General features: G+C 55.2%; 18 protein-coding genes and 1 tRNA gene. 10 read left to right on the top strand and 9 right to left on the bottom strand.

All coding sequences use genetic code 11. The annotated features are described in order from the left end of the window. Positions 1-8 precede the first annotated feature (8 nt). From IEI95_RS29170 to IEI95_RS15765, 7 genes are read left to right on the top strand one after another with little or no spacing between them, the layout of a single operon-like run. Positions 9-662, top strand: a complete 654-nt coding sequence (locus IEI95_RS29170; RefSeq protein WP_204166268.1) for a hypothetical protein — start codon at positions 9-11, stop codon at positions 660-662. Beyond that, positions 655-894 carry a DUF3310 domain-containing protein gene (locus IEI95_RS15790; protein ID WP_194416705.1) on the top strand — a complete coding sequence of 80 codons (240 nt, stop codon included), beginning with the start codon at positions 655-657 and terminating at the stop codon, positions 892-894. Before IEI95_RS29170 ends, IEI95_RS15790 begins: the two co-directional genes overlap by 8 nt. Then, positions 891-1589, top strand: a complete 699-nt coding sequence (gene thyX / locus IEI95_RS15785) for an FAD-dependent thymidylate synthase (protein WP_156536857.1) — start codon at positions 891-893, stop codon at positions 1587-1589. Before IEI95_RS15790 ends, thyX begins: the two co-directional genes overlap by 4 nt. Next, positions 1586-1990: a DUF4031 domain-containing protein gene (locus IEI95_RS15780; RefSeq protein WP_194416704.1), complete on the top strand. Its 405-nt coding sequence runs from the start codon at positions 1586-1588 to the stop codon at positions 1988-1990. The genes thyX and IEI95_RS15780 overlap by 4 nt, the downstream gene beginning before the upstream one ends. Continuing rightward, positions 1987-2277: a hypothetical protein gene (locus IEI95_RS15775; protein WP_194416703.1), complete on the top strand. Its 291-nt coding sequence runs from the start codon at positions 1987-1989 to the stop codon at positions 2275-2277. Before IEI95_RS15780 ends, IEI95_RS15775 begins: the two co-directional genes overlap by 4 nt. Beyond that, complete coding sequence (locus tag IEI95_RS15770) at positions 2274-2480, top strand: hypothetical protein (RefSeq protein WP_174084620.1); 207 nt, start codon at positions 2274-2276, stop codon at positions 2478-2480. The genes IEI95_RS15775 and IEI95_RS15770 overlap by 4 nt, the downstream gene beginning before the upstream one ends. Continuing rightward, the gene (locus IEI95_RS15765) at positions 2452-3489 is read left to right on the top strand and encodes a tyrosine-type recombinase/integrase (protein WP_194416702.1); all 1038 of its coding nucleotides are present in this window, start codon (positions 2452-2454) and stop codon (positions 3487-3489) included. Before IEI95_RS15770 ends, IEI95_RS15765 begins: the two co-directional genes overlap by 29 nt. 62 nt (positions 3490-3551) lie before the next feature. On the opposite strand, the gene IEI95_RS15760 is transcribed toward IEI95_RS15765, so the two are convergent. The 4 genes from IEI95_RS15760 to IEI95_RS15745 all read right to left on the bottom strand — a co-directional run bounded on the left by IEI95_RS15760 (position 3552) and on the right by IEI95_RS15745 (position 7447). Next, positions 3552-3627 (bottom strand) — tRNA-Lys (locus IEI95_RS15760). 138 nt (positions 3628-3765) lie between these two features. Next, the gene (locus IEI95_RS15755) at positions 3766-4683 is read right to left on the bottom strand and encodes a PhzF family protein (RefSeq protein ID WP_015916420.1); all 918 of its coding nucleotides are present in this window, start codon (positions 4681-4683) and stop codon (positions 3766-3768) included. A gap of 74 nt (positions 4684-4757) precedes the next feature. Then, a complete protein-coding gene (locus tag IEI95_RS15750; protein WP_194416701.1) occupies positions 4758-5513 on the bottom strand; it encodes an NUDIX hydrolase in 756 nt (251 codons plus the stop codon). A 257-nt stretch (positions 5514-5770) separates the two neighbouring features. Further along, positions 5771-7447: a methyl-accepting chemotaxis protein gene (locus IEI95_RS15745; protein WP_194416700.1), complete on the bottom strand. Its 1677-nt coding sequence runs from the start codon at positions 7445-7447 to the stop codon at positions 5771-5773. 410 nt (positions 7448-7857) lie between these two features. On the opposite strand from IEI95_RS15745, the gene IEI95_RS15740 reads away from it, so the two are divergent. Next, complete coding sequence (locus IEI95_RS15740) at positions 7858-8730, top strand: MerR family transcriptional regulator (RefSeq protein ID WP_156533419.1); 873 nt, start codon at positions 7858-7860, stop codon at positions 8728-8730. Positions 8731-9077: 347 nt separating this feature from the next. Here the strand turns inward: IEI95_RS15740 and ilvC are convergent, their stop codons facing one another. Together ilvC and IEI95_RS15730 are read right to left on the bottom strand one after the other, a co-directional pair. Next, positions 9078-10097: a ketol-acid reductoisomerase gene (gene ilvC, locus IEI95_RS15735; RefSeq protein WP_015916424.1), complete on the bottom strand. Its 1020-nt coding sequence runs from the start codon at positions 10095-10097 to the stop codon at positions 9078-9080. A 57-nt stretch (positions 10098-10154) separates the two neighbouring features. Continuing rightward, positions 10155-10778: a TetR/AcrR family transcriptional regulator C-terminal domain-containing protein gene (locus IEI95_RS15730; RefSeq protein WP_041698078.1), complete on the bottom strand. Its 624-nt coding sequence runs from the start codon at positions 10776-10778 to the stop codon at positions 10155-10157. A 92-nt stretch (positions 10779-10870) separates the two neighbouring features. Here IEI95_RS15730 and IEI95_RS15725 point away from each other — a divergent pair, with 92 nt between their 5' ends. Next, positions 10871-11107 (top strand): hypothetical protein, encoded by a 237-nt coding sequence (locus IEI95_RS15725; RefSeq protein WP_194416699.1) that lies wholly within the window; start codon positions 10871-10873, stop codon positions 11105-11107. Here IEI95_RS15725 and msrA read toward each other — a convergent pair. The 3 genes from msrA to IEI95_RS15715 form a co-directional block, all read right to left on the bottom strand. Further along, complete coding sequence (gene msrA / locus IEI95_RS15720) at positions 11092-11601, bottom strand: peptide-methionine (S)-S-oxide reductase MsrA (RefSeq protein WP_194416698.1); 510 nt, start codon at positions 11599-11601, stop codon at positions 11092-11094. The genes IEI95_RS15725 and msrA overlap by 16 nt on opposite strands. 142 nt (positions 11602-11743) lie before the next feature. Next, a complete protein-coding gene (locus tag IEI95_RS29880) occupies positions 11744-11986 on the bottom strand; it encodes a YdcA family protein (protein ID WP_488656267.1) in 243 nt (80 codons plus the stop codon). Positions 11987-12302: 316 nt separating this feature from the next. Beyond that, complete coding sequence (locus tag IEI95_RS15715; protein WP_015916427.1) at positions 12303-12599, bottom strand: PRC-barrel domain-containing protein; 297 nt, start codon at positions 12597-12599, stop codon at positions 12303-12305. 445 nt (positions 12600-13044) lie between these two features. Between IEI95_RS15715 and IEI95_RS15710 the strand changes: the two genes are divergently transcribed. Continuing rightward, positions 13045-13272: a hypothetical protein gene (locus IEI95_RS15710; RefSeq protein ID WP_194416697.1), complete on the top strand. Its 228-nt coding sequence runs from the start codon at positions 13045-13047 to the stop codon at positions 13270-13272. The last annotated feature ends 29 nt before the right edge of the window (positions 13273-13301 follow it).

Here is a 13301-nt window from a genome sequence, read left to right as displayed (position 1 = left end):
GAGAGATCATGGAAATCACAGACAAAATGGTTGATGCCGCCGACAGCGTCCTTTCCAGGTCTCGTCCCGGTATCCCCGATGACGTTATTCGCATGGCTATTCAAGCCGCCATTGCCGCCCAGCCGCAGACGGTGGCGGTTTGGCGAGGGCCTGATGACAAAATCCCCGGATGGAGCGCTTGCCCATGTTGTGGCGGTAGTGGTCATTATGGCGATGCGGCGCGTAGGGCCATTAATGGGGAAATTCCCGCAGATATGGTCCCTGCCAGCTTCGCCACAGCGCCAGCGCAGGGGCCAATTACCTATCATAACGACGATGCGGGCTTTACCGAATTCCTCAACAGTGATCAGCCGTATTCCGTCCGGGAGATTGATGGACATTGCGCAATCCTAATGGATCTGCAACAGGCCAAAGTCATTGGCTATCGGGCCTATGACCATGAGCGCGCCAATCCAGTCACTCTCACCTACACCAACTATCGCGGCGAAACATCAGAGCGCACCATCCTGCCCAAGAATATCTGGTTTGGCTCGACCGAGTGGCACCCGGAACCGCAATGGCTCCTCACCGCCTTCGATCTCGGAAAGCAAACTGTCCGCGATTTTGCGCTGAAGGACTTTGGCAAACCCACATCTGCAATGGAGGGTAACGCCGATGCATGAGAATGCACAAACCGTCGATCATCCCGCTCACTATGGTAGCGCCGCCGATCCCTATGAGGTGATCAAAGTCCTCAAAGCATGGCTCTCGCGCGAGGAGTTTATAGGGGCTCTAAAATTCAACATCATCAAATATCAAGCGCGCGCCAACAAGAAGGATGGCGCGCAGGACTACGCAAAATCCGCTTGGTACGCGGCCTATCTTGATGATTTCTTAAAGAGGAACCCAGCATGAAAATCGATCTTCTCGATCATGGCTTTGTCCGCCACGTTGACCATATGGGCAGCGATTTATCTGTCGTTCGCGCGGCTCGCGTCTCTTATGATGCGGCGTGGCGGGCCGGAACGGATGAAGGGTCCGATATCCGGCTGATCCGATATCTCTGGAAAAACCGGCATACCAGTCCATTCGAAGCCGTAGAATTCCAGTTCGAAGTCAAAGCTCCGATCTTCGTGTTCCGGCAGTGGCATCGTCATCGCACATGGTCATTCAACGAATTGTCGGCTCGATACCGCGAGTTGCCTGAGGAGTTCTATGTTCCGGAACCACACTTGATTGGGGTTCAATCGGCGAGCAGCAAACAGGCCCGTGATATCAGCGACCCTGAGGAATACACCGAAGCCGACAATATCCTGTCGGATCGACGTTTCGAAACCCACCTGATGCGCGAACACTGCGAAAAAGCTTTTGAGCTTTATCGAAACTTGCTTGCCAAAGGATGGCCGCGCGAACTCGCCAGATCTGTGCTGCCGGTCAATACCTACAGCCATATGTTTGCTAAGGTCGACCTGCGCAATCTGCTTGGGTTTCTGGATCTGCGCGTCGATCCGCATGCTCAATATGAGATCCGTGTCTATGCTGAAGCAATGCGCGATATCGCCAAAACCATCGCTCCGGCCTGCGTAGCAGCTTGGGAGGAAAGCCGGTGACCGTCTATGTTGACGACGTTCGCCATAAGTTCGGCAATATGGTGATGTGCCACCTGTGGGCAGACACCGATGAAGAGCTGCTTGCCATGGTGGACAAAATCGGTGTCCAGCGCAAATGGATACAGGGCCACAAAATCCTGTCTTTCGGCAAGCACCGCAACGCATCGTGGGTCCATTTCGATATCGCGCTCTCAAAGAAGGCAGCCGCGATATCAGCTGGTGCCGTTCTCACTGATAAATATGGCCCGGTCGAACACACAAAGCGCTTGGAAATAGCGTGGGGCAAGGCAAACAACCGCCCGGATGTCGTCGAACGCGCCGAAGCCATGCTTATCCAGATCGAAGAACTACGGACAGGCCGCGATATCATGGCCGAGGAAGCGGCAGAGGGCGCACCATGACCACCGCCCGCACCTACAAACTCCAATCCACCACCCGCCGCCCATGCTGCGGCGCCGACCGCATCATGCTGGATATTGACACCGCCAAGGCCTGGGCAGTCGTCACCTATAAGTGCCACGCCAGTTTCACCATCACCAACGGTGAAATCACCGTTGCCGGTGTCTGTCACGCTGGGACGAACCTGGCGGCGTACCTGATGAATGCTGAAACTATGGGACCACGACCGAAAACCATCCGCAGCGGGCCAGAGCCAGCCTGTGGAAACAATGTGGACGAACCTCAATGAGCAGAGCCCGCACTTACACAAAATCAGAAATCGCCGATGCTGCTGCGGCGGCAGCGATGCATGACGTGCGTGTCATCATGCATCCGACAGGGGAAATCGAGTTTTCCCCTCGCCGCTTTGCGATCAAGCCCGAAAAAGACGATAGCGCGGAAGCCGCGCTCAATAGGTGGATGGATGGACGGCAAACTGGTGGGAATTCATAAGGTCAAGGTCCGGCTGGCCAACGGCGGGATAGAAACCTATTACTACGCCTGGCGCGGCAAAGGCGCCCCAAGGCTGGCCTCCAAGCCAGGCACAAAGGCATTCACGCAGGAATTCCTGCGGCTGACCCGTGATCGGCAGAAGCAAGCGATACAAGGCACAATCGGTTCACTGATTGACGATTTTCGCAAGACAGCCAGTTTTGAAAAGCTCGCACCGGCAACACGCCGCGATTATGAGCGGCAATTTTCAGCCATCCGCCTAGAATATGAAACCTTCCCGATCCAGGCCATCGAGGCCAGAGGCAGTCGGATGCTGTTCCTGCGGTGGCGCGACACCATGAAGGACGCGCCCCGATCCGCCGACATGCATATGGCCCTCCTCTCCCGTGTCTTCGCCTGGGCGAAAGACAATGAGATCATCCTGCGCAATCCGCTGGAACGGGTGGAAAGGCTGCACGAAGGCACACGCCGTGACATAATCTGGAGTAGCCAGCAGCTTGACACATTGCTGGCCGAAGCATCCCCGCATATCAGAAACGTTGCCATGGTCGCGCTGTGGACCATGCAGAGACAGGCGGATGTCCTTTCCATGCCGACGCTGGCCTTCGACGGAGAACGGATCTCGATTCGGCAAGGCAAGACCGGCGCCCGCGTGCGCGTGGCCGCCGCACTGGATCTGCTGCCGATGTTAAGAAAAGCCAAGGAAGATCAGCGCCAGCGGGTTTTGGTCAACTCATTCGGCCAAAACTGGACATCGAGCGGGTTTCGCGCATCGTGGCGTAAGGAAATGGCCCGCCTCGGCATCCATGGCGTGACGTTTCATGACCTGCGGGGAACGGCCATCACCTTCGCCTATGCAAAGCTGGATCGGTCCCATGACGAGAAAATTAAACTGATTGCAGAGATCTCCGGCCACTCGGAAAGCGATGCCGAAACGATCATCCGAAAGCACTATCTGGCCGGTCAGGAAGTGGTCGACGCTATCGGTCAGGGAACAAGGCGAGAATGAAAGTGTAAAATACCGGGAATGCTATAAAACAGCATATAAAATTCCCGGCTAAGTCATTGAAATGGTGGGTGATGTAGGGTTCGAACCTACGACCCGCTGATTAAGAGTCAGCTGCTCTACCAACTGAGCTAATCACCCGCCTGCAGCGCTTCGTTTGTGCTTCATCGCTGCCGTGAGCGGGGATATAAAGGGGTTGTCTCTGCTTGTCCAGCGCCGTTTCGAAAAAAATGTCATGAAACAGCAAAAAAAATCAAAACTCGAAAAAACCAAGGAAAATCAAATGTCGAGCATGCCGGAAGCGATGCGCACGGCGGTGCCGCCGATGCGGGCGCGGAAAACTTTGCCTTCCTTGGTGTCGATATGCAGATGGATGAAGGAGGGGCGCCCCATCTCCACGCCCTGCTCGATCAGCAACGGGTGATGGCCGTCCGGCAGTGCATCGAAATGCTGGATGGCGCCTGAAAGCGCCGCCACCGCGGAGCCAGTGGCCGGGTCCTCGGCTATGCCCATATCGGGGGAAAACATCCGGGCGTGAAAGTCAGCCGCGTGGTGAACACCACCACGGCAATAGACATAGGCCGAGGTCAGCGCGCCGTCACAGAAAGGGGCGGCCCGCTCCCAGAGCTGCGGATCAAATTCGATGCTTTCGACATCTCCCAGACTGCTGACCGGAATGAGCAGGAAGGGCACACCAGCCGACCAGATCGACGGCAGATGGTTTTCGAAAAGCAATTGGTTCGGCTTCAGGCCAAGCGCATCGGCGATGCCCTGGCGGTCGAGCGGCAGTTGAATCTGGGTGGAGGTTTTCGGCAGATCGAATTCGGCAAAACTCGCCTCACCCGGCCTCAGGCTGACGGCACAGCGCACCGGACCAATCTTTTCATCGATCACCGACACCAGATCGAGCGGCCCCTCACGATCCTGATGCGCCTTTTCCGCCAGGCCGATCGCCGTGCCAACCGTGGGATGACCGGCAAAGGGAAGCTCGCGCCCGGGGGTGAAAATCCGGATACGCGCCACATGCGCGACATTGACGGACGGAAAGACAAAAACAGTTTCCGAGAGATTGAATTCCCGCGCTATCGCCTGCAACGCATCGTCATCGAGATCCTCGCAATCGAACACGATTGCCAAAGGGTTGCCGCACAGCTTTTTGTCAGTGAAGACGTCGTAAATGCAATAGTGTCGAGCCAAACAAGCCTCCAGTCGCCGTTACAATGCCAGCAAACTGCACGAGCAGCGCCAGCCATGCAAGGCGAACCAGCCACTTAGCCGGGAAAAATCCAATCCAGTAGGGGATACATGTCTGGCGTGTAATCATGCGCATTGCGATCAGCCGAGCGAATGGCTACGGCGCGGGCAATTTCCTGCTCTTCATCGACAGCCATATGGGCCGCGATTCGCTCGAAAACCGCCTCAGTGGTCAAGGCCAGACGAAACACCCGAAACAGCGTGACCCGACGGCCTCGACGATAGCCTCGCAATTGCGGATCGATCACCGCATCATCCACCGACAGTCCGGTTTCTTCCTGCACTTCGCGGCGCATATTGGCATCGACATCGACCATCGCATCGATAATATCCGATGCATCGAGCGATCCCGCCGGACAATAGACCCGGCCTGCATTGGCGGTGTGAGCGGCCATTTCCACCGCGATCAAGGCACCATCGGCCGAAATCAGCACAGGAAACCCAAACAGGTGATAGCCACTCTGTGGCTCAGCCTGACGACGCCAAAACAAAAAGGTCGAATAAGGGATAAGGTGTCCCGCGCCAGTCACCGCTCCCTGCCCGATCTGCAATTCGTCAAACAACACCATGGCGCCATCGAAAAGAGCCGGATTGGCCGCCGACTCGGCCTGCCAATTTCGGTGAATGGCATCGCGATGCGCACTATGAAACGGATGTTCTCCAGGCTTGACCCGCAATTCCAGCCGGTTCACATCGAATATTTCCCCATCCGCCGGCCAGGACACATGATCGTCAGCGGCTTGCGGCATAATGGCTTTTGCATGGGACAGCATGGATGAAACTTTCTTTTCCAGTCTCTGGCAGTTCACGGACCTCGCAGATCTGAAAAGACACCAGATCATTCTTTATTCGCTGCGATCGAGTGACTTTGTAAAGGCATCGCAGCGCAAAAAGATGACGGTCTCGTCACGTCCTCACGTTTTGCCCATGTTTCATACCGCCCATACATCCATAGATAGCAAAAAAAACAAAACGCCGCGCGCATGGAGCGCACGGCACCTTATTGAACACCAATAGATGGATTGTGGGGTCAGGCGGCGCGAGGATAGGATGACGATGAGCCAGACGGAGAGGTCTTGAACTGAGCGACCATCTGGAACAAATCATCAACATCCTTGGACAGCGAGAATGCCGCTGCCGTCGTTTCCTCAACCATCGCTGCATTCTTTTGCGTGGACTGGTCGATGACATTGACGGAACTGTTGATTTCCCGCAGCGCGGTGGTCTGTTCCTTGGTGCCGTGAACAATTGCTGTGACATTTGTATCGATGGCACGGATCTGATTGAGGATATTCTCCAGAGCCGAGCCGGTCTGGGCAACAAGGTCCACGCCACGGTCAACCTGCTTGCCGGACGTGCTGATCAACTGCCGGATTTCCTTGGCGGATGAAGCCGAGCGCTGCGCCAGCTCGCGGACCTCCTGGGCGACGACCGCAAAACCCTTGCCTGCTTCACCGGCGCGGGCCGCTTCGACACCGGCATTCAGCGCCAGAAGATTGGTCTGGAAGGCAATTTCATCAATGACGCCCAGAATGCTCGAAATCCGCCCGGACGACTGCTCGATCTCATTCATGGCAACCACGGCATCCCTGACGATAACGCTGGATTGCTCCGTATTCAGCCGGGTCTGCTCCATCAACCGGCCAACCTCCTCGGCACGCTTGGCGGAGTCGGCAACCGTCGTGGTGACTTCCTCCAGAGACGCAGCTGATTCCTCCACGGAGGCTGCCTGTGCTTCGGTACGGCGCGACAGGTCGTTGGCGGCCTCCTTGATTTCATTGGTGCTCGACGCGATGGACCGGGCGCTGAGGGCGACACCGTCCATTGTCTTGCGCAAATGGCTGAGGGCTTCGTTGAAATCGATCCGCAGTTTTTCCATGGTCGGCACGAACATGTTGTTCAGCGTGCCGGTCAGATCGCCGCCCGCCAGCGCCTTCAATGCGGCACCCAGATGGGAAATAGCATCCATCCGGCTCGACACATCGGTTGCAAACTTCACGACCTTGTAGACTTTCCCCCGTGCGTCGAAGACCGGATTGTAGGAGGCCTGTATCCAGACATCGTGGCCATCCTTGGCGATGCGCCGGAACTCATTGGCCAAGGTCCGCCCAGCCGCCAGATCGCGCCAGAAAGATGTGTAGTCTGTGGAAGACGTATAGGCCTTGTCACAAAACAGACTGTGATGGCGCCCGACAAGTTCCGTCAGACTATAGCCCATCGCCTTGCAGAAATTTTCATTGGCGGTGATGATCTTGCCATCAGGGGTAAACTCGATGACCGCCATCGAGGTCGAAATCGCCTTCAGCTTGGCATCATCCTCCAACGCCTGCAATTTTACTGCGGTGATATCCGTGGCATATTTGACGACCTTATAGGGCCTATCACCCTTCATTATCGGATTGTATGAGGCTTCGATCCACACATCTCGGCCGTCCTTGGCAATACGACGATATTGGGCGCGCTGGAATTTACCCTGCCGCAACCCTTCCCAAAAATTCCGGTAATCGCTGGTCTCAACCTCGCTGGCATCGACGAACATGCGGTGGTGCTTGCCTTTAATTTCAGCCAGACTGTAGCCGAGCGCCCGGCAGAAATTGTCATTGGCATCCAAAATGGTGCCATCCAAGCTGAATTCTATGACGGCCTGCGACTTGCGAAGAGCCGAAACTTCCGATCTGGCATCAGCACCCAGTCCAAAAATAGTCATGCCTGAATCCTTCGACCTTTGATCTGCAAGCGCGTCGTACTGCGCCTTTGATGACATCAGTGTCACACAGAAATATATACAATCAATTCCTAAATTAGAAGCAATCTCTAAAAATTTTATATTATGCAAACCAAGTAAATATCGGGTTATTCTGGACACTTAAATACCCCTAATTTTTAATGGTAAAATCGCTAAGTGATTTAAAAAAAACAGAAATAGTCAACGCACAGAAGAAAGACGGCCCGTCCGGCACAGGGCATTCAGCCCCTCAGGCATCGACAAAATTGTCGTCTCCGCGCTGGGGAGGGCGCTCTGCCGATTATCCAAACATAGACAGAAAGTCGATTTGCAATCTCATCGACCATTCCGTATATTATTTTCAACTACAATAAAAATTAAGGCGACGAGCTATGAAGGAGACGTATTCGCTTCGTGAAGTCGTGAACGAGACCGGCCTGACGAAGCTGGTCTTGCATGCCTGGGAGCGCCGCTATGCAGCAATCGTGCCCAAACGCACCGACAGTGGCCGCCGCATCTACCGGCATGAAGATCTTGTCCGGTTGCAACTGCTGAAGGCCTGCGTCGACAATGGGCAACGGATCGGCTCCATTATCCATTTATCGACCGAGGAGCTGAAACGATCCGCGATGAACCAGGCGCGTTTGGACGACCTGGAGCCTGTTTTTAAAGCCGTGGAAAACCTTGACGGAGAGACCTTGGACCGGCTGCTGAGCACCCGCTTCATTGCGCTTGGGCCTATTGATTTTACAAAGCACGTCGTCCTGCCATTCATGGCAGAAATCGGCCGGCGCTGGGCGGAAGGCCACCTGTCCATCGCGTCAGAACATCTCGCCTCTTCGTCGGTCAGGGTGCTGTTGAACGGCGCATTCAAACTTCTGGCGTCGCCGCGCGGTTCACACAGAATAGTCTTCACCACGCTTGAAGGCGAATTGCATGATATCGGCGGGCTAGTGGCGGCGCTGATCGCCCGCAGCCATGGCATCCACACAACATATCTCGGCGCCCAGCTTCCGGCCAAGGATTTCGTCGCAATGGCAAGGCAATCCGGCTCGACCGTCGTGTGCATCAGCGGCGCCTTCAAACGCATCCGCAATTTTGAGCTAGAGATCAAGGAGATCCGAAAGGGCTTACCGTTGGATATCCCGCTCTGGCTGGGCGGAGCGGCCTTCATGAACCTGCCTCCCATCGAGGGCGTGTGCTATTTTCAACAGATGGAACAGTTCGAAGAGGCCGTCATCGCCTTGCAAGGCGAAAGCTTCTGACACGATAAAGCGCCGCATGTCGGCTGACAGCGGCGCTTTATCTTCGTTGCGGACCTTATAACCAGCTGGTTCTTGGCGCCCCCCACAATGCCAAACGCATGCAGACAAAAAAGCTTGGAGCGCCAGGAACCCTTCAAGGCTGATTAGTTGCGAGCCTTATCAACCAGCTGGTTCTTGGCGATCCCCCGCGATGCCGAAGGCACGCAGACAAAAAAACTTGGATCGTCAAGAACCGTTCACGCTGATTAGTTGCGAGCCTTGTCAACCAGCTGGTTCTTGGCGATCCCCCGCAATGCCCAAGGCATGCAGACAAAAAAGCTTGGAGCGCCAAGAACATTCAAGGTTAATTAGTTGCGAGCCTTGTCAACCAGCTGGTTCTTGGCGATCCAAGGCATCATGCCGCGCAGCTTGGCACCGACTTCTTCGATCTGGTGCTTGTCGTTCATGCGGCGAATGCCCTTGAAGCGAGCAGCACCAGCGCGGTATTCCTGCATCCAATCCGATGTGAACTTGCCGGTCTGAATGTCGTGCAACACGCGCTTCATTTCAGCCTTGGTTTCAGCGGTGATGATGCGCGGACCGGTGACGTATTCGCCCCACTCAGCTGTGTTGGAGATCGAGTAGTTCATGTTGGCGATACCGCCTTCATAGATCAGGTCAACGATCAGCTTCACTTCGTGCAGGCACTCGAAATAGGCCATTTCAGGCGCATAGCCGCCTTCAACCAGCGTCTCAAAGCCAGCGCGGATCAGCTCAACCAGACCGCCGCACAGAACGACCTGCTCACCGAACAGGTCGGTTTCGCATTCTTCCTGGAATGTGGTTTCGATAATGCCCGAACGGCCACCGCCAACGCCACAAGCGTAGGACAGAGCCACTTCAAGGGCATTGCCGGAGGCATTCTGATGAATGGCAACGAGGCAAGGTACGCCGCCGCCCTTCTGGTATTCGCCACGAACCGTGTGGCCAGGGCCCTTCGGTGCGATCATCACAACGTCCACGGTGTTCTTTGGCTCAATCAGGCCGAAGTGAACGTTGAGACCGTGTGCGAAAGCAATCGCAGCGCCATCACGGATGTTGCCAGCGATGTCGGCCTTATAGATGTCAGCCTGCAATTCGTCAGGGGTTGCCATCATCATCAGGTCAGCCCAGGCAGCCGCTTCGGCAACGGTCATGACCTTGAAGCCATCGGCTTCAGCCTTGGCAATGGTGGCCGAGCCAGCCTTGAGAGCGATCACGACGTTCTGTGCGCCCGAATCCTTGAGGTTCAGCGCGTGAGCGCGGCCCTGGGAGCCGTAGCCAATGATGGCGACTTTCTTCGCCTTGATGAGGTTCAAATCGGCATCACGATCATAATAGACGCGCATTGTGTTATCCTTCCCTATGCTATGTCTGATGTTGAGTGTTTTATCCTTCGCCAGGATTTACGCTGACGATGTCTTGTCCGTGCCGTGCAACACAAGAAAGGCGGACACCGCCTTGTGTGCGCGAGCGTCGAATTTTCGTGGCTCGGGTTTTTCACCCAGAAGCAGGCGAACATGAAGATCGGAAACGATCAGGCCGTAAAGCGTCCGATAGGCATCCTCGCCGTCCTCGAACCGCAACAGGCCATCGCGTCGTCCGGCATCCAGCAGCGCCCTCGCCCGGCGGTCGATCTGGCGGCGGCCACGCTCCAGCAGCATTTGCCCCAATTTCGAGCCGTCGCGACTAGTCTGGCCAATGGCAAGACGGTTCAGCGCCAGCGAGATTTCACCAGACAAGACATCCAGCAAATCGCGAGCGAAAACCTGCAAATGATCGGCCAGCATCTGCGGTGTCAGGCGCTCGCCGGCGCGCTCGAAGGTGCGCACCTTGCTCGCTTGATAGGAAATCATCGCTGACAGCAGACCGTCGCGATCGCCGAACCATTTATAAAGGCTCTCCTTGGAGCAATTGGCCGCCCGCGCCAAACCGGCCGTGGTCAATGCCTTATCGCCGCCTTCGACCAAAAGGCGCAGGGCCTCCGCCAGAACCGCGCTCTGGCGTGCAGAAAATTCTGCTGTTGGCATGGCATTGGTCGACACGGTGAAAGCCCTTCAATCTAAGTACCGTACGGTACGGTTCTTGTTAACGCGCTTCGCAATGCTCGTCAAGCGCCAGAGTGACCGATAAGGCTCAACAATGCAGCGGCGACATGAAAAAGGGGGAATTTCAGGCGAAAGCGCCAATCGATCTTGGCAGCAGGAAGACTTTGAAAACGGAAAAAGCAGCATTTCCGCGCTTCACTGAAAAGCGGAAATGCTCAATGATCTCAGGTGAGGGGCTGAGAAGGGAAGCCGAGAATCTGCCGCCGTCAAAAGGCGCAACGTCTTTGGAGGACTGTTATGCCACAGCCTGACGTTTCGGCAGTTTCCAATGCGGCCGCGGAAAATGGCAGGTATAGCCGTTTGGAATGCGCTCAAGATAGTCCTGATGCTCCGGCTCGGCCTGCCAGAAATCACCCACAGGCGCCAGTTCGGTCACGACCTTGCCAGGCCAGATGCCGGAAGCATCCACGTCGGCAATGGTGTCCGCGGCAATCTTTTTCTGCTCTTCATTCGTGTAGAAGATCGCGGAACGATAGCTGACGCCGACATCGTTTCCCTGACGATTAGGCGTGCTTGGATCATGAATCTGGAAGAAAAATTCCAGGAGATCGCGAAAGCTTGTCTTTGATGGATCGAAGATAATTTCAATCGCCTCGGCATGTGTTCCATGATTGCGATAGGTCGCGTTCGCGACATCGCCGCCGGAATATCCCACTCGGGTAGCGATGACCCCGGGAAGCTTGCGGATCAGGTCCTGCATGCCCCAGAAGCAACCGCCTGCCAACACTGCGCGTTCACTCGTCATGGACGTAACTCCTATGGTTGGAATGCATTCTATGTAGGAACTATAGCACCCTGTTTCCAGCGGCCAATGGAGATGGGGACAGTGTTACCGGTGATGACAGCGTTAATAAATCCGCCCTCACCCGCCGATAGAACGTGAATTGTCATCTCCTCAGGTAGCTTTTTGCGCCGCTATCGGTGAGGCAGAACCGCCCTCCCCGAGGGCCAACGCAAATTTTGCCAGAGCGGCAAGAACATCCTCCCTCTGGAGAGGGTTCCAAGGATGGAGTCATGTCCAAGGCGGGACTGTCCATCCCATCTGCGGCTCCGCCCATATACTTTAAGCAGGATTTCTTACTGGCGCTGATCGATCCATCATTACAGACAAAAAAATCGCCGCGACACATTGCGACACCTCCTTTTCCCCACTGCACGGCAAATTCGCAGCATAGGAAAGGGTCGGCATCACACCAACGACCATTGAGAAAATCATCAACGCGACGGTCGTCATCCGTAGATTTACATCATGTCTTGAAGATGCTGAAGCACTCTCGCCTTGAAGGCAATGAAAAGCGGCACTTGTAATGGCCCTTTCCATTAGAACGACAATATATCCCATAAAAATGGCCACCCTGATCCCCAGGATGGCCATAATATCGTATTTAAGCGAATTTTCACATAACATAAGTCGTGGAAAACTTGCGCCTCAAATGCCTAGGACAATTAGTCCTTATGCGCAGGCATGTCCTTAAGCTGATCCTTTGTCCATGTGGTAACAGCATGGACGTCGCCATCTTCATCCCGCATGAACTGCAGATCCGACAGCGGAACACCGACCGGCTTTGCACCGATGCCTAGGAAGCCGCCGACATCAATGATCGCTGTGCCGCTGGCACCCAGACCATGAACATGATCCAGCTTGCCAACCTTGTGGTCGTCAGCACCATAAATGGTTGCACCTTCGAGCACGGCAGGGGTAAGTTCAGCAGTGGTGAGACGAACGTGATTGGTATGATTCATTGGGTTATCCTCCTTGTTTGTACTGTAGAGGTAACCAACGGGGCAGAGGTTTGTTCCCTCCCCGCAAAACCAAAGCGTGTGCAGTGAGGCGGGATTGAAATCCCCGGCGCTTATTTGAACCATACAGGCAGAACCATCCCGTAACGTCACAATTGCACAATTTTCCATCACATCCATGTCCTTTGAGCGCCGTCATCTATCAAAAGGAAGTGAGACTGCCGAGAGCAGACCATCCAAGGCGGAAATCCCTGGAGGCAGAACAAGTAACAGGCTGATTTTAATAGATTTTTATATCCACAATTCGACAAGAGACGCCAACGCATGCCTGCAATGCTTTTTCTGACAGGCGCGCGCCGTTGCAAAGCACAGCAAAAACGCCCAGATTCCAGGCATCGAACCAAATAGTTCGACTTAATTTTATCCACTTACAAAGTTGGAGATATCCATGAAAACCTTTATCGCAACAGCCGTGCTCGCAAGCCTGATCGGTGCATCCGCATCGTTTGCGGCAACCACGGCAAAGACCACCACCCAGCCCGCCCAGTCCACTGCGTCCACGCAAACGGCGGCGCAACTGAACACGAACGACAGCAGCCAGCAGTCGTCCAGCAGCGAATGGCAGTTCAAGGCCCCCACGAAGAAGCCGCATCACCGCAACGAATATAACGGCTGATTGCCGCGACCATCTCGATAGGGATGCGT

It is taken from the genome of Agrobacterium vitis (genome assembly GCF_014926405.1).
GTDB lineage: Bacteria > Pseudomonadota > Alphaproteobacteria > Rhizobiales > Rhizobiaceae > Allorhizobium > Allorhizobium vitis_H.
Note: the sequence above shows the minus strand (reverse complement) of the source record. Positions and strands in the feature narration are given on the sequence as shown.

Coding starts and splice junctions, on each gene's coding strand:
- IEI95_RS29880 (WP_488656267.1), bottom strand. CDS start 11,986: ATGTGTCGCGGCGATTTTTTTGTCTGTAATGATGGATCGATCAGCGCC.
- thyX (WP_156536857.1), top strand. CDS start 891: ATGAAAATCGATCTTCTCGATCATGGCTTTGTCCGCCACGTTGACCAT.
- IEI95_RS15715 (WP_015916427.1), bottom strand. CDS start 12,599: ATGAATCATACCAATCACGTTCGTCTCACCACTGCTGAACTTACCCCT.
- IEI95_RS15745 (WP_194416700.1), bottom strand. CDS start 7,447: ATGACTATTTTTGGACTGGGTGCTGATGCCAGATCGGAAGTTTCGGCT.
- IEI95_RS15740 (WP_156533419.1), top strand. CDS start 7,858: ATGAAGGAGACGTATTCGCTTCGTGAAGTCGTGAACGAGACCGGCCTG.
- IEI95_RS15710 (WP_194416697.1), top strand. CDS start 13,045: ATGAAAACCTTTATCGCAACAGCCGTGCTCGCAAGCCTGATCGGTGCA.
- IEI95_RS15770 (WP_174084620.1), top strand. CDS start 2,274: ATGAGCAGAGCCCGCACTTACACAAAATCAGAAATCGCCGATGCTGCT.
- ilvC (WP_015916424.1), bottom strand. CDS start 10,097: ATGCGCGTCTATTATGATCGTGATGCCGATTTGAACCTCATCAAGGCG.
- msrA (WP_194416698.1), bottom strand. CDS start 11,601: ATGACGAGTGAACGCGCAGTGTTGGCAGGCGGTTGCTTCTGGGGCATG.
- IEI95_RS15775 (WP_194416703.1), top strand. CDS start 1,987: ATGACCACCGCCCGCACCTACAAACTCCAATCCACCACCCGCCGCCCA.
- IEI95_RS15730 (WP_041698078.1), bottom strand. CDS start 10,778: ATGCCAACAGCAGAATTTTCTGCACGCCAGAGCGCGGTTCTGGCGGAG.
- IEI95_RS15765 (WP_194416702.1), top strand. CDS start 2,452: ATGGACGGCAAACTGGTGGGAATTCATAAGGTCAAGGTCCGGCTGGCC.
- IEI95_RS15790 (WP_194416705.1), top strand. CDS start 655: ATGCATGAGAATGCACAAACCGTCGATCATCCCGCTCACTATGGTAGC.
- IEI95_RS29170 (WP_204166268.1), top strand. CDS start 9: ATGGAAATCACAGACAAAATGGTTGATGCCGCCGACAGCGTCCTTTCC.
- IEI95_RS15750 (WP_194416701.1), bottom strand. CDS start 5,513: ATGCTGTCCCATGCAAAAGCCATTATGCCGCAAGCCGCTGACGATCAT.